At 60.0% G+C, this 18,181-nt stretch carries 17 protein-coding genes; 12 read left to right on the forward strand and 5 right to left on the reverse strand.

Annotation, left to right across the window (positions count from 1 at the left end):
- Positions 1 to 97: 97 nt before the first annotated feature.
- The 4 genes from AC4LE2_RS04210 to moaE all read left to right on the forward strand — a co-directional run bounded on the left by AC4LE2_RS04210 (position 98) and on the right by moaE (position 2,872).
- Positions 98 to 1,549: a mannose-1-phosphate guanylyltransferase/mannose-6-phosphate isomerase gene (locus AC4LE2_RS04210; RefSeq protein ID WP_491824280.1), complete on the forward strand. Its 1,452-nt coding sequence runs from the start codon at positions 98 to 100 to the stop codon at positions 1,547 to 1,549.
- Between the two features lie 162 nt (positions 1,550 to 1,711).
- Positions 1,712 to 2,185 (forward strand): cyclic pyranopterin monophosphate synthase MoaC, encoded by a 474-nt coding sequence (gene moaC / locus AC4LE2_RS04215; RefSeq protein WP_491824282.1) that lies wholly within the window; start codon positions 1,712 to 1,714, stop codon positions 2,183 to 2,185.
- Positions 2,182 to 2,424, forward strand: coding sequence for a molybdopterin converting factor subunit 1 (gene moaD, locus AC4LE2_RS04220; protein WP_491824284.1), 243 nt, complete (start codon positions 2,182 to 2,184; stop codon positions 2,422 to 2,424). Before moaC ends, moaD begins: the two co-directional genes overlap by 4 nt.
- A 1-nt stretch (position 2,425) precedes the next feature.
- The gene (gene moaE / locus AC4LE2_RS04225; protein WP_491824286.1) at positions 2,426 to 2,872 is read left to right on the forward strand and encodes a molybdopterin synthase catalytic subunit MoaE; all 447 of its coding nucleotides are present in this window, start codon (positions 2,426 to 2,428) and stop codon (positions 2,870 to 2,872) included.
- 84 nt (positions 2,873 to 2,956) lie between these two features.
- Here moaE and rhlB read toward each other — a convergent pair whose 3' ends face one another.
- Complete coding sequence (rhlB, locus tag AC4LE2_RS04230; protein ID WP_491824288.1) at positions 2,957 to 4,375, reverse strand: ATP-dependent RNA helicase RhlB; 1,419 nt, start codon at positions 4,373 to 4,375, stop codon at positions 2,957 to 2,959.
- Between the two features lie 81 nt (positions 4,376 to 4,456).
- Complete coding sequence (locus tag AC4LE2_RS04235; RefSeq protein WP_491824290.1) at positions 4,457 to 5,113, reverse strand: alpha/beta hydrolase; 657 nt, start codon at positions 5,111 to 5,113, stop codon at positions 4,457 to 4,459.
- 390 nt (positions 5,114 to 5,503) lie between these two features.
- Between AC4LE2_RS04235 and AC4LE2_RS04240 the strand changes: the two genes are divergently transcribed.
- The 7 genes from AC4LE2_RS04240 to AC4LE2_RS04270 all read left to right on the forward strand — a co-directional run bounded on the left by AC4LE2_RS04240 (position 5,504) and on the right by AC4LE2_RS04270 (position 12,466).
- Positions 5,504 to 6,529, forward strand: coding sequence for an amino acid ABC transporter substrate-binding protein (locus AC4LE2_RS04240; protein ID WP_491824291.1), 1,026 nt, complete (start codon positions 5,504 to 5,506; stop codon positions 6,527 to 6,529).
- Between the two features lie 160 nt (positions 6,530 to 6,689).
- A complete protein-coding gene (locus tag AC4LE2_RS04245) occupies positions 6,690 to 7,880 on the forward strand; it encodes an amino acid ABC transporter permease (RefSeq protein WP_491824293.1) in 1,191 nt (396 codons plus the stop codon).
- Between the two features lie 10 nt (positions 7,881 to 7,890).
- Complete coding sequence (locus AC4LE2_RS04250) at positions 7,891 to 8,988, forward strand: amino acid ABC transporter permease (RefSeq protein WP_491824295.1); 1,098 nt, start codon at positions 7,891 to 7,893, stop codon at positions 8,986 to 8,988.
- A 15-nt stretch (positions 8,989 to 9,003) separates the two neighbouring features.
- Positions 9,004 to 9,768, forward strand: coding sequence for an amino acid ABC transporter ATP-binding protein (locus AC4LE2_RS04255; RefSeq protein WP_491824297.1), 765 nt, complete (start codon positions 9,004 to 9,006; stop codon positions 9,766 to 9,768).
- 182 nt (positions 9,769 to 9,950) lie between these two features.
- Positions 9,951 to 11,174: a CynX/NimT family MFS transporter gene (locus AC4LE2_RS04260; protein ID WP_491824299.1), complete on the forward strand. Its 1,224-nt coding sequence runs from the start codon at positions 9,951 to 9,953 to the stop codon at positions 11,172 to 11,174.
- Positions 11,167 to 11,475 carry a GIY-YIG nuclease family protein gene (locus tag AC4LE2_RS04265; protein ID WP_491824301.1) on the forward strand — a complete coding sequence of 103 codons (309 nt, stop codon included), beginning with the start codon at positions 11,167 to 11,169 and terminating at the stop codon, positions 11,473 to 11,475. Before AC4LE2_RS04260 ends, AC4LE2_RS04265 begins: the two co-directional genes overlap by 8 nt.
- Positions 11,476 to 11,533: 58 nt before the next feature.
- Positions 11,534 to 12,466: a glutathione S-transferase family protein gene (locus tag AC4LE2_RS04270; protein ID WP_491824302.1), complete on the forward strand. Its 933-nt coding sequence runs from the start codon at positions 11,534 to 11,536 to the stop codon at positions 12,464 to 12,466.
- 62 nt (positions 12,467 to 12,528) lie between these two features.
- Here the strand turns inward: AC4LE2_RS04270 and yejK are convergent, their stop codons facing one another.
- Positions 12,529 to 13,536, reverse strand: coding sequence for a nucleoid-associated protein YejK (gene yejK / locus AC4LE2_RS04275; RefSeq protein WP_491824304.1), 1,008 nt, complete (start codon positions 13,534 to 13,536; stop codon positions 12,529 to 12,531).
- 432 nt (positions 13,537 to 13,968) lie between these two features.
- Here yejK and AC4LE2_RS04280 point away from each other — a divergent pair, with 432 nt between their 5' ends.
- Positions 13,969 to 14,250, forward strand: a complete 282-nt coding sequence (locus AC4LE2_RS04280; RefSeq protein WP_491824306.1) for an HU family DNA-binding protein — start codon at positions 13,969 to 13,971, stop codon at positions 14,248 to 14,250.
- A gap of 45 nt (positions 14,251 to 14,295) precedes the next feature.
- Here the strand turns inward: AC4LE2_RS04280 and rlmF are convergent, their stop codons facing one another.
- A complete protein-coding gene (gene rlmF, locus AC4LE2_RS04285) occupies positions 14,296 to 15,219 on the reverse strand; it encodes a 23S rRNA (adenine(1618)-N(6))-methyltransferase RlmF (protein WP_491824308.1) in 924 nt (307 codons plus the stop codon).
- 54 nt (positions 15,220 to 15,273) lie between these two features.
- Positions 15,274 to 18,120 carry a valine--tRNA ligase gene (locus tag AC4LE2_RS04290; protein ID WP_491824310.1) on the reverse strand — a complete coding sequence of 949 codons (2,847 nt, stop codon included), beginning with the start codon at positions 18,118 to 18,120 and terminating at the stop codon, positions 15,274 to 15,276.
- Positions 18,121 to 18,181: the final 61 nt, after the last annotated feature.

An 18,181-nucleotide genomic window follows, 5' to 3' on the forward strand; every position in this document is an offset into this window, starting at 1 on the left:
GCGCGGCCGCTCTCAGGGCGGCCGGCATGGAACAACAAGTAGACGAAGCGGTAGAAATAACACAGTCATCTCATTACGTAATTCTTGGAGAAACACTATGATTCCGGTGATCTTGTCAGGTGGTAGCGGCTCCCGTCTCTGGCCGTTGTCGCGCAAGCAGTTCCCGAAGCAATTCCTGGCGCTGACGGGAAAGCACACGCTTTTCCAACAAACCCTGGAGCGTCTGGTGTTCGAAGGCATGGATAAGCCGATCGTGGTCTGCAACAAGGACCATCGCTTCATTGTCAACGAACAACTTAGCGCGCTGAAGCTCGAAACCCAGGGCATCCTGATGGAACCCTTCGGCCGCAACACCGCACCCGCCGTGGCCTTGACCGCCATGAAACTGGTAAACGACGGCCACGATGACCTGATGCTGGTACTGCCGGCTGACCACGTGATCGAAGACCAGAAAGCCCTGCAGCGCGCCTTGGCCTTGGCCACCGTTGCCGCAGAGCGTGGCGAAATGGTCCTGTTCGGTGTGCCGGCTACTCGCCCGGAAACCGGCTATGGCTACATCAAGTCCACCAACGATGCCTTGCTGCCTGAAGGCGTGAGCCGTGTGTCTCACTTCGTCGAGAAGCCTGATGACAAGCGCGCCCAGGAATTCGTAGACGCAGGCGGTTACTTCTGGAACAGCGGCATGTTCCTGTTCCGTGCCAGCCGCTTCCTGGAAGAGCTTAAAAAGCACGATCCGGACATCTACGACAACTGCCTGCTGACCCTTGAGCGCAGCCAACACGAAGGCGGCAACGTTGACATCGACGAAGCCAGCTTCGCCTGCTGCCCAGATAACTCCATCGACTACGCTGTGATGGAAAAGACCCAGCGCGCTTGCGTAGTGCCGCTGACCGCCGGCTGGAGCGACGTTGGCTGCTGGAACTCCCTGTGGGAGGTTCAGGCCAAGGACGAGAACGGCAACGTCACCAAAGGCGACGTGGTTATCCAGGACAGCCGCAATTGCATGATTCACGGCAATGGCAAGCTGGTCTCGGTAATCGGCCTGGACAACATCGTTGTGGTTGAAACCCGCGACGCCATGATGATCGCCCACAAGGACAAGGTCCAAGGCGTGAAGAACATGGTTGCGACCCTGAACGACATGGGCCGTAGCGAAACTCAGAACCACTGTGAAGTGTACCGCCCATGGGGTTCGTACGATTCTGTGGATCAGGGCGGCCGCTTCCAGGTCAAGCACATCACCGTCAAGCCAGGTGCTTGCCTGTCGCTGCAGATGCACCATCACCGTGCAGAGCACTGGATCGTTGTATCCGGTACTGCCGAAGTCACCTGCGACGAGAACGTGTTCCTGCTGACCGAGAACCAGTCCACCTATATCCCGATTGCGTCGGTTCACCGTCTGCGCAACCCGGGCAAGATCGCACTCGAGCTGATCGAAGTGCAATCGGGCAGCTACTTGGGTGAAGATGACATCGAGCGTTTCGAAGACATCTACGGTCGCTCCAATGTCGCCACCCCAGGCGTGTCGGTGAAATCCATCACCCAGTGATGGCTTATCCTTGATAGCTGGCCTTGGCGCGACTGTTGTCAGTGTCGCGGGCAAGCCCTGCTGCTACGGGATGATTTCAAAGAGGCCCTGTGCCAAGCCCTTGCCGGCTTGCCACGGGGCCTTTTGCGTTACACTGACCATCGTTTTTTGCAGGAGCGAGCCATGCTCACTCATCTAGATTCTCAAGGCCGGGCCAACATGGTGGACGTGACCACTAAGGCGGTCACCGAACGCGAAGCCGTGGCCGAAGCGCGGGTACGCATGTTACCTGCTACGTTGCAGATGATCGCCGAAGGCGCCCACCCTAAAGGTGATGTGTTCGCCGTAGCGAGGATTGCCGGTATTCAGGCGGCGAAGAAAACCAGCGACCTGATTCCGCTGTGCCACCCCCTGATGCTTACCAGCGTAAAAGTAGAGCTGGCAGGGGAGGGCACCGATACAGTGGTCATCCGGGCTCGATGCAAGCTGGCAGGGCAGACAGGCGTAGAAATGGAAGCCTTGACGGCCGCTAGCGTAGCTGCACTCACGCTCTACGACATGTGCAAGGCCGTGGACAAAGGCATGGTTATCGAAGCGGTGCGGTTGCTTGAAAAGCGCGGTGGCAAGAGTGGCGATTTCAAGGCGGTGCCCGCATGAAGTTTACAGTGCTGTACTTCGCACGGTTGCGCGAAACGCTCGGTCGCGAGCGCGAGCAGGTAGAGGGTGAGTTCACTACGGTACGCGCGCTGCGAGATCACCTCACCACTGACGGTAACCACGCTGCGCTGGCTGCGGGTAACCTGATGTGCGCACGCAATGAAGCGCTCTGTAGCCTCGATGAGCCATTGCTCGATGGGGATGAAGTGGCGTTCTTTCCTACTGTGACAGGAGGCTGAGATGGTTATCAGCGTGCAGGCCTCGCCCTTCGATCCAGGGCTTGAGCTCAACGCCATGCACCAGCAGCAGTTGGGTATCGGTGCCGTAGTGAGTTTTGTGGGGTATGTACGGGACTTCAACGACGGCCACGACGTGGCCGGGCTGTTCCTGGAGCATTATCCTGGCATGACGGAAAAAGCCTTGGCAGCCATTGTGCTGGAGGCAAAGGGGCGTTGGCCGCTGGTGGGGGTGAGGGTGATTCACCGGATTGGCGAGCTGCCCCCTGGCGAGCCTATCGTATTCGTGGCCTGCGCGAGCGCCCACCGGCAAGCCGCCTTCAGCGCGTGCGAGTTCATCATGGATTACCTCAAGACCCGTGCGCCGTTCTGGAAAAAAGAAGCTACAACCGACGGCCCCCGCTGGGTCGAAGGCCGGGCAAGCGATCAAGACGCGGCGGGGCGTTGGTGAGGCCTGGGTTTAGCCCTTTTCGCTAGCTCCTACGTGGTAATCGACGGTAGGAGCCAACGGCAGTTGGTGAGTGCAGTCAGGAGGTCAAGCTTTGCGCGGCACCGCGGCAAGCAACGTCTCCGGCGGCATCTCGCAGCTGATCTTACGGCCCAGCAAGGTTTCGATGCCTGGCAGCTGGTACGAGTCGTCTTCGCCTGCAAAGCTTATGGACACGCCACTGCTTCCAGCCCGCCCGGTACGGCCGATGCGGTGAACGTAGTCTTCCGGGTCTTCCGGGAGGGTGAAGTTGATGACATGGCTGATGCCGTCGATGTGAATCCCACGGCCTGCGACATCGGTTGCCACCAGCACCTGAACCTTGCCTTCGCGGAACGCTTCCAGGGTTTTGATGCGCTTGTGTTGGGGAACATCCCCGGACAGCTGCGCAGCATTCACACCGTCGCGTACCAGGCGCTCTTCGATCCGTCGTACTTCATCCTTGCGGTTGGCAAAGACCATGACGCGGCTCCAACCTTCGCTGTTGACCAGGTTGTACAGCAGCTTGTATTTATCGCTTCCCGCCACCGCATACACATGCTGCTCTACGGTATCGCTGGCGACCTGTTCTGGCTCGATCTCAACAATGGCCGGCTCGACGGTCCACTGCCGCGCCAGGTTCATCACGTCCTCGGTAAAGGTCGCGGAGAACAGCATGGTTTGGCGTTCAGTTTTAGGCGGCGTCTGGCGAATGATCTGCCGCACCTGGGGGATGAAGCCCATATCCAGCATGCGGTCGGCTTCGTCCAGCACCATGACCTCGACCATGTCCAGGTGCACTTCACCGCGCTGATTGAAATCCAGCAGGCGCCCGGGTGTGGCAACCAGGATGTCGCAATGGCGGGCTTCGAGCTGCTTGCGTTGTTTATCGAAATCCATGCCGCCGACGAAGGTCATCACATTCAGGCCCGTGTACTTGGTCAGCCCAGCAGCGTCCTTGGCGATCTGAACCACCAGTTCGCGTGTGGGGGCGATGATCAAGGCCCTGGGTTCGCCCATATAGCGCTCGGCCGGAGGTGGCGTTTGCAGTAGCTGGCTAATGGTAGAAACCAGAAAGGCAGCGGTTTTGCCGGTGCCGGTCTGAGCGCGGCCAATGGCATCGCGGCCTTTGAGGGTATAGCCCAATACCTGCGCCTGAATCGGCGTGCAGTAAGGGAAACCCAGGTCGTGAATGGCGTGCATCACTTCGGGGCGTAATACGAAATCGTGAAAACGGGTTTTCCCTTCTTCGGGGGGCACCTGAAAATCATCGAGCGACCATTTGACCGGCACCGGCCGGGGTACGGGCTTCACGGGGCGGCGAGGCCGTTCGTGCGTTGCGGTATCCAGAGCAATGGACGCGGCGGCGCTCGTGGACGCCGGAGCAGGGCGGTGAATTTGCGTATCAGGGGTGTAAGCCGGTGCGGCGGCGAGCGGCTCAGCCTCGCTTTTGCCGAACATTTTCTTGAGTGCTTTGAGCACGGTCATCTCGTCGTTGGCTGTAAGTAATTGTTCGCTGGCAGTGTAATGCAAGAATCGAGCGCGGCGTAGTGCCGCGCTCGGCCGCGCTCAGCCGAGGCGGCCCTTCAGCCAGGTGGCGATGTCCCGTATCTCTGTCTCGTTCACAGCGTGTTCCATGGGATAGTCCCGCCATTGGGCCGCCACGCCTGCTTCCTTGAGCCTGTCGTGGGCGGCGCGCCCCATGTCGGGAAGCACGATGCCATCCTGGGTGCCATGCAGGTTCAATACTGGCACGGCCTGCTGAACGGTCGTCACTGCAAGCTGCTCACCAAAGCTGGGCGCGTAGGTAGACAACGCGATAACGCCTGCCAAGGGGCGAGACGCATGGACATAGGCCGCATGCAGTACCACCGCGCCTCCTTGGGAGAAGCCTGCCAGTACTACCCGGTTGTCCGCGATGCCGTTGGCATTTTCAGCATCGACCAGCGCGAGTACCTGTTCAGCCGAGGCGTCCAGTTGCCCGCGATCGATGGCGCGCGCAGGCGTCATGGCATGAATGTCGTACCAGCTCGCCATGTGATAACCCCCATTGATGGTCACCGCGCGTGTCGGTGCCTGAGGCAGCACGAAACGCGTGCTCGGCAATACGGCCTGGAGCAGTTGCGCCACAGGTTGGAAATCGAAACGGTCGGCCCCCAGGCCGTGCAACCAGATGACACAGGCATCGGCTGGTTGGGTAGGCTCAAGAATCAGTGTTTCGGTCATGTTTGCTCCATCTTGGTGCTAATGGGATCGAATCGGTGCGCCTGATCAGGGCGGCACTTGTATATTCGTGAACAAAACGTCGCCTGGCTGAACGTTTGGGCCTTGACGACGTGTGAATCACTTAAGGGTGGCAGTATGGTACGCCGTTTGCTAAAACTATTGGCGAATGGAGCCGCACCTCACTATCGGTAACACCTGCGAAGGGGGAAGGCCGCCCTAGCGACCCTAGACGTCGCGGGTGACCTGTATCGCAGGCGGTGGCGCATAGGCTGCATTCACTTGCAGGTTACCCCGTTCGACCCAAAACGAAGCCAACCCGGATTGAGGTCGCCTCACAAAGGTGCGGGGTAACACACGCTTGGACACAACAAGAGCCCATTGGAGGTTTGAATGAAGATGTTGAAATCCACCCTGGCAGTACTGACTACTGCGGCGCTGTTCGGTGCCGCAGGTTTCGCTCAGGCAGGGGCTACCCTGGATGGCGTAAAGAAAAAGGGTTTCGTCCAGTGCGGCGTGAGTGACGGCCTTCCTGGCTTCTCTGTCCCAGACTCCACCGGCAAGATCATTGGCATCGACGCAGACGTCTGCCGCGCCGTCGCCGCTGCTGTATTTGGCGACGCCAGCAAGGTCAAGTTCAGCCAGTTGAACGCCAAAGAGCGCTTCACCGCGCTGCAGTCCGGCGAAATCGACGTGCTGTCGCGCAACACCACCTGGACCAGCTCCCGCGACGCAGGCATGGGCATGATCTTCGCCGGTGTCACCTACTATGATGGCGTAGGCTTCCTGGTGAACAACAAGCTGGGCGTGAAAAGCGCTAAAGAGCTCGACGGCGCCACCATCTGCATTCAGGCGGGTACCACCACCGAGCTCAACGTGTCCGACTACTTCCGGTCCAACGGCCTGAAGTACACCCCTATCACCTTCGACACCTCCGATGAATCGGCCAAGTCGCTGGAAAGCGGCCGTTGCGACGTGCTCACCTCCGACAAATCGCAGTTGTACGCACAGCGCTCCAAGCTGGCGTCCAAGGCTGACTACGTCGTATTGCCTGAAACCATTTCCAAAGAGCCGCTGGGCCCAGTGGTCCGCAAGGGCGACGACGAATGGCTGAACGTGGTGAAGTGGAGCCTGTTCGCCATGCTCAACGCTGAAGAAGCTGGCGTAACGTCCAAGAACGTTGAAGAGCAAGCCAAAAGCACCAAGAACCCAGACGTTGCTCGCTTGCTGGGTGCTGACGGTGAATACGGCAAGGACCTGGGCTTGAACAAGGACTGGGTTGTGCAAATCGTCAAGCAAGTCGGTAACTACGGGGAAATCTTCGAGAAGAACCTGGGCAAGGGTTCGCTGGAAATCGACCGTGGGATGAACGCTCTGTGGACCCACGGCGGCATCATGTACGCACCACCTGTGCGCTAACCCTGGAGCGCTGGCCTAACTCGCCAGCGCAATAGTGGCGCAATGGATACCAAGGCAGGCGCAGTTCGCGATCGATTCGCGCCGGCGCCTGCCTTGGCGTTTCCAGTCAGCCCTTGGCGCTTAAACCCGCTGTATCGTCCGTTTTCTCTCGGGGCATTTCATGCAAAAACACATCGGCGCACCCAGCGCGAAAACCGGCCGGTTTTCCCTGACTGATCCACGAGTGCGTGCGTGGGTATTCCAAGTCATCACCGTAGTAGCGGTGGTCTCCTTGGGTTGGTACCTGTTCGACAACACCCAGACCAACCTGCAGCACCGCGGTATCACCTCAGGTTTCGACTTCCTCGACCGCAGCGCAGGGTTCGGTATCGCCCAGCACCTGATCCCGTACGTGGAATCAGACTCCTATGCCCGCGTTTTCCTGATCGGGCTACTCAACACCCTGCTGGTGACTTTCATCGGGATCGTGCTGGCCACCTTGTTGGGTTTCCTGATTGGCGTGGCGCGACTGTCCAACAACTGGATGGTCAACAAGCTGGCCACCGTCTATATAGAGATCTTCCGTAACATCCCGCCGTTGCTGCAAATCCTCTTCTGGTACTTCGCAGTGTTTCTTACCCTGCCGGGGCCAAGAGGGAGCATCAATATTGGTGACCACTTCTTCATCAGCAACCGTGGCTTGAACATGCCCGGTGCCAACCTGGCAGAAGGGTTCTGGGCGTTCGTTGCAAGCGTGGTCGTGGCGTTGATCGCCGTCTATGCCATGGTGCGCTGGGCCAACCGTCGATTCGAAGCCACTGGCCAACCTTTCCATAAAGGGTGGGCGGGGCTTGCGATCCTGGTGGTCATCCCCGGCTTGAGCGTGTTGCTGTTCGGTTCGCCGTTCCACTGGGAAGTGCCCGCCTTGCGGGGCTTCAACTTCGTTGGCGGCTGGGTGATGATCCCCGAGTTACTCGCCCTTACCCTTGCCCTCACGGTGTACACAGCCGCCTTTATCGCTGAAATCGTGCGGTCAGGCATCAACTCGGTCAGCCACGGCCAGACCGAAGCCGCGCGGTCGCTGGGCTTGCGTAACGGCCCTACGCTACGCAAGGTCATCATCCCGCAAGCGCTGCGGGTGATCATTCCGCCCTTGACCAGCCAGTACCTGAACCTTGCCAAGAACTCATCGCTGGCCGCCGGTATCGGCTACCCGGAGATGGTTTCGTTGTTCGCCGGTACCGTACTGAACCAGACGGGCCAGGCCATCGAGGTGATCGCCATCACCATGAGCGTCTACCTGGCCATCAGTATCAGTATCTCGTTGCTCATGAACGCTTATAACAAGCGCATCGCGCTGATCGAACGCTAGGGGCCAGCCCATGACTGCTTATGTTTTCAAACCCGACCAGCCGCCACCGGCCAAGGCCGTGGGCGCGGTCGCCTGGATGCGCGCCAACCTGTTCTCAGGGTGGTTCAACACGCTCCTTACCCTACTTGCGCTCTACCTTATATGGGTGATCGTCCCGCCGGCCCTGAACTGGGCCATTTTCGATGCCAACTGGGTGGGTACGGTGCGGGAAGACTGCACCAAGGCCGGTGCCTGCTGGGTCTTCATCGAGCAGCGTATCGGCCAGTTCATGTATGGCTATTACCCTGTTGAGCTGCGCTGGCGCGTAGACCTCACCGTGTGCCTGGCGGTCATCGGCGCTGCGCCGTTGTTCATCAGCAAGGTGCCGAACAAGGTCAAGTACGGTATCGGCTTCCTGATCCTGTACCCCATCATCGCCTGGTGCCTGCTGCACGGCGGCGTGTTGGGCCTGACCAACGTACCTACCACCCGGTGGGGTGGCCTGATGCTCACCCTGGTGATCGCCACCGTCGGTATTGCCGGGGCGTTGCCGCTAGGTATCGTGCTGGCGCTGGGGCGTCGTTCGAAAATGCCCGCCATCAAAGTGGTGTGCGTGACCTTTATCGAGTTCTGGCGGGGCGTACCGCTCATTACCGTGCTGTTCATGAGTTCGGTTATGTTGCCGCTATTCCTGCCTGAAGGCATGAACTTCGACAAGCTGCTACGGGCCCTGATCGGGGTCATCCTGTTCCAGTCCGCCTATGTGGCGGAAGTGGTGCGCGGCGGCATGCAAGCCATTCCGAAGGGGCAGTACGAAGCTGCGTCGGCGATGGGGCTGGGGTACTGGCGGAGCATGGGGCTAGTGGTCTTGCCTCAAGCGTTGAAGCTGGTGATTCCAGGTCTGGTGAACACCTTCATCGCACTGTTCAAGGACACCAGCCTGGTCATCATCATTGGGCTGTTCGACCTGCTCAACAGCGTCAAGCAAGCGGCTGCCGACCCTAAGTGGCTCGGCATGGCTACCGAGGGCTATGTGTTCGCGGCCCTGGTGTTCTGGATTTTCTGTTTCGGCATGTCCCGCTACTCCATACACCTGGAGCGCAAGCTGGATACCGGTCATAAGCGTTAAGCGTCAGGAGAGAACATGAACAACCCTATCAAGCACGTCGCCAGCGCCGAAGGCATCATCCGCATGACCGGCGTAAACAAGTGGTACGGCCAGTTCCACGTACTGAAAGACATCAACCTCAACGTTCAGCAGGGGGAGCGTATCGTGTTGTGCGGCCCGTCCGGCTCGGGCAAGTCCACTACCATCCGTTGCATCAATCGGCTGGAAGAGCATCAACAGGGCAGCATTGTGGTGGACGGCGTTGAGCTGACCAATGACCTCAAGCAGATCGAGGCCATTCGCCGTGAAGTGGGCATGGTGTTCCAGCACTTCAACTTGTTCCCTCACCTGACGATCCTTCAAAACTGCACGTTGGCGCCCATGTGGGTGCGCAAGATGCCCAAGCGCCAGGCTGAAGAAATTGCCATGCATTACTTGGAGCGTGTGCGCATTCCAGAGCAGGCGAACAAGTTCCCCGGCCAGCTTTCGGGCGGGCAGCAGCAGCGAGTAGCCATTGCCCGGGCCTTGTGCATGAAACCCAAGATCATGCTGTTCGATGAGCCCACCTCCGCACTAGACCCTGAGATGGTCAAAGAAGTACTCGACACCATGATCGGGCTGGCCGAAGACGGCATGACCATGCTGTGCGTGACCCATGAAATGGGCTTTGCCCGTACCGTGGCCAACCGCGTGATCTTCATGGACAAAGGCGAAATCGTCGAGCAAGCCGCGCCTGACGACTTCTTCGACCGCCCACAAAGCGACCGTACGCGGTTGTTCCTTAGCCAGATCATTCACTAAAAGCTCTGGCAACGGCACTCGCCAGCAGGCGCTGGGTCCTTCACATGCACGAGGTAGGAGCTAGCGACAGCTGGCGAACAGGACTAGCCACGAAGCCTGACCATTGATCCTTTTCACCTCGCAGGCGTAAAGTGCCGGGTTTGCGCATTTGCGCAACCCTTCACTGCCTGCCGAGCCCTTCTATGCCTGCCGATACCTCCTCGCCGAACATCGCTTCCGCACGTGGTGCCTGGGCACCTGCGCTGTTGATAGGGGCGCTGGTGCTAGTGGCCTTGAATCTGCGGCCTGCCTTGTCGAGCTTGTCGCCTTTGCTTCGGCAAGTGTCCGCAGACCTGGGCATGAGTACCGCCACAGCAGGCGTGCTGACCACGTTGCCCGTACTGTGCCTTGGGTTATTTGCCCCACTGGCGCCGCTACTGGCACGCCGCTTTGGTGCTGAACGCACCATTGGCGGGGTACTGCTGGTACTGGCGAGCGGGATCCTGCTGCGTACTCAGTTAGGCACTGTAGGGTTGTTTGCCGGTAGCGTTGTAGCGGGGGCAAGCATTGGCATCATCGGAGTGCTACTGCCAGGTATCGTCAAGCGGGATTTCCCGGCCCATGCCGGCACCCTGACAGGGGTCTATACCATGGCCCTGTGCCTGGGTGCTGCGTTAGCATCAGGCGGTAGCGTTCCCCTGAGCCAGGCGTTCGACGGCAGTTGGCGGCTCGGGCTTGGCGTTTGGTTGATCCCTGCGGTGATCGCGGCTATCGCTTGGTGGCCTCAAGCTCGCCACCCCAATCACTTGGGCAAGCCCAGGTATAAAGTGCAGGGCCTGCTGCGTGACCCTTTGGCGTGGCAAGTTACGCTGTTCATGGGGTTGCAGTCCTCGCTGGCCTATATCGTGTTCGGCTGGCTTCCCTCCATTTTGATCGATCGCGGCTTATCCCCCGCTCAAGCCGGGCTGGTGACATCGGGCTCGATCATCATGCAACTGGTCAGCTCGCTCAGCGCGCCCTGGTTGGCCACGCGGCAACGCGATCAGCGGGTGGCGATCCTCTGTGTGCTGGCGCTTACCTTGGCGGGGCTGTTCGGCTGCCTCTATGCGCCGCTCGGTGGGCTATGGGGCTGGGCGTTTGTGCTAGGGCTGGGGCAGGGCGGGCTGTTTGCCGTCGCGCTTACGCTCATCGTGCTGCGTTCGGCCAATGCTCAGATTGCTGCAAGCCTTTCAGGCATGGCGCAAGGGGTAGGGTACACCTTGGCATCCATGGGCCCTCTGGCGGTAGGGGTGGTACATGACGCCAGCGGAGGCTGGGCTGTGATGGGGTGGGTGTTCGGCGGCATTGGAGTGGCAGCGGCCTTGGCCGGTATGGGGGCAGGCCGTGCCCGCCTGGTAAACGCACGCAGCGAGCGCACCGATGGATGACGCCAGCCCTGCGCCTTGGTCCGTGTACCTTGTGCGGGCCCAGAACGGTGCGTTGTATTGTGGCATCAGCAACGACCCCCAGCGGCGTTTCGCCGCTCACCAGCGCGGCAAGGGCGCACGGTTCTTCCGTTCCAGCCCGGCCGTAGCGTTGGTGTATGTCCAGCGCTGTGGTGAAAAAGGTGATGCGTTGCGCCTGGAGCGCAGCATCAAACGCTTGCCCAAGCGGGTGAAGGAGGCAATGGCGGTGCAATGGCAGGGCCCTGAGCACGCGAGCCTGGAAGGTGCCCTGCCAGGCAGGTAGGCTTGAAGCCCTGGGTCAGGCTAAGCTGTCGCTTCTTGAACCTGCCTGGGATGCCGCAATGACCGCTTTGATCCTGCACCACTATCCAACGTCTCCGTATGCCGAAAAAGTCCGCCTGATGCTGGGGTTCAAAGGCCTGGCCTGGCATTCGGTGCTCATTCCCGCGGTAATGCCCAAGCCTGACCTGACGGCGTTGACCGGTGGTTATCGCAAAACCCCCGTGCTGCAAATTGGCGCAGACGTGTACTGCGACACCGCGCTGATTGCTCGGCAGCTGGATAAGGTACAGCCCACGCCGGCCCTGTTTCCGGCCGACAAACAAGCGGTGGTTGCGACCTTCGGCGCATGGGCCGGCTCTGTGGTGTTCCCGCACGCCGTGAGTTTTGTGTTCCAGCCAGAATCCGCCGCTGCGCGTTTCGCGCGGCTGACCCCTGAACAGCGCGAGGGCTTCCTGGCAGACCGTGCCAAACTGTTCAGTGGGGGCACGGCCAGCCGGTTGCCGATCGAGATCGCCCGTCATCAATGGCCAGCGATCATTGGCCGTGTAGAGCAGCAACTGCAATCGGCGGGTGCGTTTCTGTTTGGCGAGCCCAGTTATGCCGACTTTGCCCTGGCTCACACCTTGTGGTTCCTGAGGGCCACCCCGGTCACCTCAGGCCTGGTAGAGGGCTACCCCAGCGTAGTGGCCTGGCTTGAGCGGGTGATGGCGTTCGGTCATGGCACCTCATCGGACATGACCGGCGCCGACGCCCTGGCAGCGTCCAAGGCCGCTCAGCCTGCAGCGTTCCCCGAAATCGACTTCGTAGACCCTAGCGGCTTCAAGGCCAGTGACGCTGTTAGCGTTGCAGCGACCGACTACGGTGTGGAAGCGGTGACAGGCGAGCTGATGTTCTGTGACCAGGAAGAAATCGTTATCCGCCGCGAAGATGAGCGCGCGGGCGTGGTACATGTGCATTTCCCACGCATGGGCTTCGGCATCAAAGGCGCTTAACGCAACCCTGTGTGGCGGTCGGGCCACGCTGGTCGGGCCACGCTGGTCGGGCCCGACCTTGCTCAATCTTTCCTACGCTTGAGCTGGTCGGTGAGCTGCGTAGGCAACCCTTTGATGATCAGCGTGCCGGCCGCCTCGTCGTATTCGATTTTCGAGCCGAGCAGGTGTGCCTCGAAACTGATGGACAGGCCTTCGGCTCGGCCTGTGAACCGGCGAAATTGATTAAGGGTGCGCTTGTCCGCTGGGATTTCCGGTGACAGGCCGTAATCTTTATTGCGGATGTGTTCATAGAACGCACGCGGGCGGTCTTCATCGATCAAGCCAGAAAGCTCTTCCAGTTCTACAGGCTCGCCCATCCGGGTTTGAGAGGTGGCGTAATCGACCAGCGCTTTGGTTTTCTCGCGGGTAGCGTCTTCGGGGAGGTCTTCGCTTTCTACGTAGTCACTGAAGGCCTTGAGCAGCGTACGGGTCTCGCCAGGGCCGTCCACGCCCTCCTGGCAGCCGATAAAGTCACGGAAGTAATCCGACACTTTTTTGCCATTTTTGCCTTTGATGAAAGAGATGTATTGCTTGGACTGACGATTGTTCTGCCATTCCGACACATTGATACGGGCCGCCAAGTGAAGCTGCCCCAGGTCCAGGTGCCGGGAAGGGGTGACATCCAGATCTTTGGTAACAGCTACGCCTTCGCTGTGGTGAAGCAGGGCAATGGCCAGATAATCGGTCATGCCCTGGTTGTAATGGGCGAACAGCACATGCCCGCCCACCGAGAGGTTGGACTCCTCCATCAGCTTCTGCAGGTGCTCGACCGCCTCGCGAGTGAAGGCTGTAAAGTCGCGCTCCTCCTCAAGGTACGCTTTGAGCCAACCACTGAAAGGGTAGGCCCCGGACTCCTCGTGGAACAGCCCCCACGCCTTGCCTTGCTTGGCGTTATAGCTTTCATTGAGGTCGGCCAGCATGTCATCGAGCGCTTGGGAATGCTCAAGTTCGTGATCACGGGCGTGCAGTACGGCCGGAGTGCCATCGGGCTTTTTGTCGATCAGGTGAACGATACAGTGACGGATCGGCATAAGCGCCTCGGGCGATAGCGGAAAAACGCCAAGTGTACCGTAAGTACTTGAGGAGGGCGTGATAGGGCGAGCCCGTTGGCGCTATTGCAGCGGGGCAAGGGCTGCGGCAAGGTGCCTCGCTTGAGCAGGTATTTGCCTGTTTTTTAATCAAAAAATCAATAAACCTTAATATTTACTGCCTTTGTGGCGGATATTTATCTGGCTCTGTGCTAGTTTTGCCGGCTCTTGCGCTAGTGTGCCAACGGCCTGTCCGATGGCCCTGGCGTTGGCCCGCTTTACCGGCAGCGGTTAGCTCGAACCAAACAAGGATTTGGGCATCTACATTTGCCGATTGGCGTGGCTGTACCCAGACGCCGGGCCCCGCTGGGGCCGGTCCGACGGCTGACGTTGCTCTGGCAACCCAAACGAATTTGAAAGGGAAGGAACACCACAATGGCACTTACCAAAGACCAACTGATCGCTGACATCGCTGAAGCTGTGGACGCGCCTAAGGCTACCGCCAAAAACGCACTCGAGCAGCTCGGTCAGATCGTTGCCGATCAGTTGGAAAACGGCGGCGAAATCACTCTGCCGGGCATTGGCAAGCTGAAGGTCTCCGAGCGCCCAGCGCGCACTGGCCGTAACCCATCCACTGGCGCAGCAATCGAAATCGCTGCCAAAAAAGTGGTGAAGTTCGTTCCAGCCAAGGTGCTGACCGACGCAGTCAACAAGTAAGTTATTGCTTGTTTAAAGGCCGTGCCCTTTTTGGGCACGGTTTTTTTATGGGCGCCGTTCGCGCTGCTCAGGCGCTTGGAACGTCCAGGCCAGGAAGCGGCTCTGCTTCTGCCCCTGCCCCATGGCAACCTCGCGGGTGTCCAGGGCGCCTGCGCGACGAAGCCCGGTCAGTAGGGCAGGCAGGTTAGACGCTTTCGAGACCAGCGTGGTGAACCACTTCACCTGCTGGGCGTAGGCGCCGCTCTCTGCGATCAGCTGGCTAACGAAGCGCAATTCCCCGCCCTCACACCACAACTCGTTGTTCTGCCCGCCAAAATTGAGTACAGGCAGCTTGCGTGAAGGGTCTGCTTTGCCCAGTGCTCGCCATTTGCGTTGACTGCCAGCGACCGCAGCGTCAGCCGATGCATGGAAAGGTGGATTGCAGAGGGTGACATCGAAGCGGTCCGTTTGCTGGATCACGCCGTCGAGAATACAGCGCGGCTGCGGTTGATGACGAAGCTCCACGGCGTTTGCCAACCCATTGGCGGAGAGGATGACCTTGGCCGATGCCAGCGCCACCGGGTCGATATCGGACGCTACGAAACGCCAGCGGTAGTCCAAGTGGCCTAGCAAGGGGTAAATGCAGTTGGCACCCGTGCCGATGTCCAAGGCTTTTATACCTGGGCCCCTGGGCAACGTACCTTGGGCATCACTGGCGAGCAGGTCGGCCACCCCGTGTATGTAATCCGCGCGCCCAGGGACGGGTGGGCAAAGGTAGCCTGCTGGGATGTCCCAGAACTTCACGCCATAGAGCGCTTTGAGCAGGGCGCGGTTGAAGACCCGCACGGCCGCAGGGTCAGCGAAGTCAATGCTGGGCTTGCCGTAAGGGTTGGTGATGACGAAGCCTGCCAATTCTGGCGTGCCTTGTATGAGCATGGGGAAGTCGTAGCGCCCCTGGTGACGGTTGCGCGGGTGGAGCGTGGCTTTCATGAGGGTGCCCTGAAGAAAACGGCGGGTCAGGGATGACCCGCCGCGAGGGAGGCGTTACAGCGCGCTGATCCGCGTATGTTGCTCGGCCAGCTTGGCCAGGGCCTGCTCGGCTTCGGCCATTCGTGCGCGCTCTTTGTCGATGACGGCAGGTGGCGCCTTGTCAACGAAGGCTGCGTTGGACAATTTGCCGCCCACCCGCTGAACTTCGCCTTGCAGGCGCTGGATTTCTTTATCCAGGCGAGCCAGCTCGGCGTCTTTGTCGATCAGCCCGGCCATAGGGACTAGCACTTCGAGCTCACCTACCAGCGCGGTCGCGCTCATGGGCGCCTGGTCCTCGGGCCCCAGCAGCGTGAACGACTCGATCTTGGCCAGCTTGCGCAACAGGTGCTCGTTCTCGGCCAGGCGGCGGCGATCTTCGCCGCTGGCATGGTTAAGGAACAGTTGCAGCGGCTTGCCCGGGCCTATGTTCATTTCACCGCGAATGCTGCGTACGCCAAGCATCAGCGCTTTCACCCACTCGATGTCCCGCTCGGCGTGCTCATCGATCCGTGCGTCCACGGCCACCGGCCAGGGTTGCAGCATGATGGTCTTGCCTTCGACGCCGGCCAACGGCGCCAGGCGCTGCCAGATTTCTTCGGTGATGAACGGCATGAAGGGATGGGCCAGACGCAGCGCCACTTCCAGTACCCGCACCAACGTGCGGCGAGTGCCACGCTGGCGCTCCACGGGCGCGTTTTCGTCCCATAGCACAGGCTTGGACAGCTCCAGGTACCAGTCGCAGTACTGGTTCCAGATGAACTCATAGAGGGCCTGCGCCGCCAGGTCGAAGCGGAACTGGTCCAACTGGCGGGTGACTTCTGCCTCGGTGCGCTGAAGCTGGGAAATGATCCACCGGTCTGCCAGGGACAGCTCGACCGGTTCGCCGTTCTGGCCGCAGTCTTCGCCTTTATCCAGGACATAGCGCGCCGCGTTCCAGATCTTGTTGCAGAAGTTGCGGTAGCCCTCTACCCGGCCCATGTCGAACTTGATGTCACGCCCTGTGGACGCCAAGGAGCAGAACGTGAAGCGCAAGGCATCGGTACCGTAGCTGTCGATACCGTCCGGAAATTCAGCGCGGGTCTGCTTGGCGATTTTATCCGCAAGCTTGGGCTGCATCAGGCCGGTGGTGCGTTTTTCCAGCAAGGCGTCCAGGGTAATGCCGTCCACGATGTCCAGTGGGTCGAGCACGTTGCCCTTGGACTTGGACATTTTTTGGCCCTGGCCGTCGCGTACCAGCCCATGCACGTACACCGTCTTGAAGGGGACTTGAGACGTACCGTCGGGGTTTTTCACCAAGTGCAGGGTGAGCATGATCATCCGGGCAACCCAGAAGAAAATGATGTCGAAGCCTGTGACCAGCACGTCGGTAGGGTGGAAGGTCTTGAGGAACTCGGTTTGCTCAGGCCAGCCCAGGGTCGAGAACGTCCATAGGCCAGAGCTGAACCAGGTGTCCAGTACGTCGTTGTCCTGCTCCAGCTTCACCTCGGCGCCCAGCCCATGCTTGCTGCGCACTTCGGTTTCGCTGCGGCCCACGTATACCTTGCCGCTGTCGTCATACCAGGCGGGAATCCTGTGGCCCCACCAGAGCTGACGGCTGATGCACCAATCCTGGATGTCGCGCATCCAGGAGAAATACATGTTCTCGTACTGTTTGGGCACGAACTGGATGTCGCCGTTTTCCACCGCAGCAATCGCAGGCTCGGCCAAGGCCTTGGTAGAGACATACCATTGGTCAGTGAGCCACGGCTCTATCACCGTACCGGAGCGGTCGCCCTTGGGCACCTTGAGTGCGTGGTCGTCCACACTTACCAGCAGACCGGCTGCGTCGAAATCTGCAACGATCCGCTTGCGTGCCTCGAAGCGATCCAGCCCGGCGTAGCTCGCAGGCAGGCTGGCATCGAGTTGGGTATTGAGGCTGCCGTCGAGGTTGAATACCTGGGCGCTGGCCAGCACGTTGGCATTCTTGTCGAAAATGTTCAGCAGGGGCAGCGCGTGCCGCTTGCCCACTTCATAGTCGTTGAAATCGTGAGCCGGGGTGATCTTGACGCACCCGGTGCCAAATTCCGGGTCGCAGTAATCGTCACCGATGATCGGGATGCGTCGGCCCACCAGCGGCAGCTCTACGAACTGGCCAATCAGGGCCTGATAGCGTTCGTCCTTGGGGTTAACGGCCACCGCGGCGTCGCCCAGCATGGTTTCCGGGCGGGTAGTCGCAACGATCAGGTAGTCATGGCCCTCGGCGGTTTTCGCGCCGTCGGCCAGCGGGTACTTGAGGTTCCACAGGAAGCCTTTCTCGTCGTGGTTTTCCACTTCGAGGTCGGAGATGGCCGTGTGCAGCTTGGTATCCCAGTTCACCAGGCGCTTGCCACGGTAGATCAGACCATCTTCATGTAAGCGCACGAAGGCTTCTTTCACAGCCTCGGACAGGCCATCGTCCATGGTGAAGCGCTCGCGGGTCCAGTCTACCGAAGAGCCCAGGCGACGGATCTGCCGGCTGATGTTGCCGCCGGACTGGTCTTTCCATTCCCAGATTTTTTCCAGGAATTTCTCCCGGCCCAGGTCGTGACGGCTTTGCCCCTTGGCTTCGAGCTGGCGCTCGACCAGCATTTGGGTCGCGATGCCGGCATGGTCGGTGCCAGGCTGCCACAAGGTGTTGCGGTCCTGCATGCGGCGGAAGCGGATCAGGGCGTCCATGATCGCATTGTTGAAACCATGGCCCATGTGCAGGCTGCCGGTGACGTTTGGCGGCGGGATCATGATGGTGTAGGGGTTACCAGACCCCTGGGGCGCAAAGTAATTCTGGGCTTCCCAGGTCTGGTACCAAGTAGTTTCAATGGCGTGCGGCTGGTAGGTCTTGTCCATGCGCGGCAGGGCCCTGTAAGGCAAGTATTCGAATAAGCCGGACAGTATAACGGGAAGGGCG

Source organism: Pseudomonas sp. 9.3L (assembly GCF_058536285.1).

Coding starts and splice junctions, on each gene's coding strand:
- yejK (WP_491824304.1), bottom strand. CDS start 13,536: ATGCCGATCCGTCACTGTATCGTTCACCTGATCGACAAAAAGCCCGAT.
- AC4LE2_RS04240 (WP_491824291.1), top strand. CDS start 5,504: ATGAAGATGTTGAAATCCACCCTGGCAGTACTGACTACTGCGGCGCTG.
- moaD (WP_491824284.1), top strand. CDS start 2,182: ATGAAGTTTACAGTGCTGTACTTCGCACGGTTGCGCGAAACGCTCGGT.
- AC4LE2_RS04235 (WP_491824290.1), bottom strand. CDS start 5,113: ATGACCGAAACACTGATTCTTGAGCCTACCCAACCAGCCGATGCCTGT.
- moaE (WP_491824286.1), top strand. CDS start 2,426: ATGGTTATCAGCGTGCAGGCCTCGCCCTTCGATCCAGGGCTTGAGCTC.
- AC4LE2_RS04250 (WP_491824295.1), top strand. CDS start 7,891: ATGACTGCTTATGTTTTCAAACCCGACCAGCCGCCACCGGCCAAGGCC.
- AC4LE2_RS04290 (WP_491824310.1), bottom strand. CDS start 18,120: ATGGACAAGACCTACCAGCCGCACGCCATTGAAACTACTTGGTACCAG.
- rhlB (WP_491824288.1), bottom strand. CDS start 4,375: ATGACCGTGCTCAAAGCACTCAAGAAAATGTTCGGCAAAAGCGAGGCT.
- AC4LE2_RS04265 (WP_491824301.1), top strand. CDS start 11,167: ATGGATGACGCCAGCCCTGCGCCTTGGTCCGTGTACCTTGTGCGGGCC.
- rlmF (WP_491824308.1), bottom strand. CDS start 15,219: ATGAAAGCCACGCTCCACCCGCGCAACCGTCACCAGGGGCGCTACGAC.
- AC4LE2_RS04260 (WP_491824299.1), top strand. CDS start 9,951: ATGCCTGCCGATACCTCCTCGCCGAACATCGCTTCCGCACGTGGTGCC.
- moaC (WP_491824282.1), top strand. CDS start 1,712: ATGCTCACTCATCTAGATTCTCAAGGCCGGGCCAACATGGTGGACGTG.
- AC4LE2_RS04255 (WP_491824297.1), top strand. CDS start 9,004: ATGAACAACCCTATCAAGCACGTCGCCAGCGCCGAAGGCATCATCCGC.
- AC4LE2_RS04280 (WP_491824306.1), top strand. CDS start 13,969: ATGGCACTTACCAAAGACCAACTGATCGCTGACATCGCTGAAGCTGTG.
- AC4LE2_RS04245 (WP_491824293.1), top strand. CDS start 6,690: ATGCAAAAACACATCGGCGCACCCAGCGCGAAAACCGGCCGGTTTTCC.
- AC4LE2_RS04270 (WP_491824302.1), top strand. CDS start 11,534: ATGACCGCTTTGATCCTGCACCACTATCCAACGTCTCCGTATGCCGAA.
- AC4LE2_RS04210 (WP_491824280.1), top strand. CDS start 98: ATGATTCCGGTGATCTTGTCAGGTGGTAGCGGCTCCCGTCTCTGGCCG.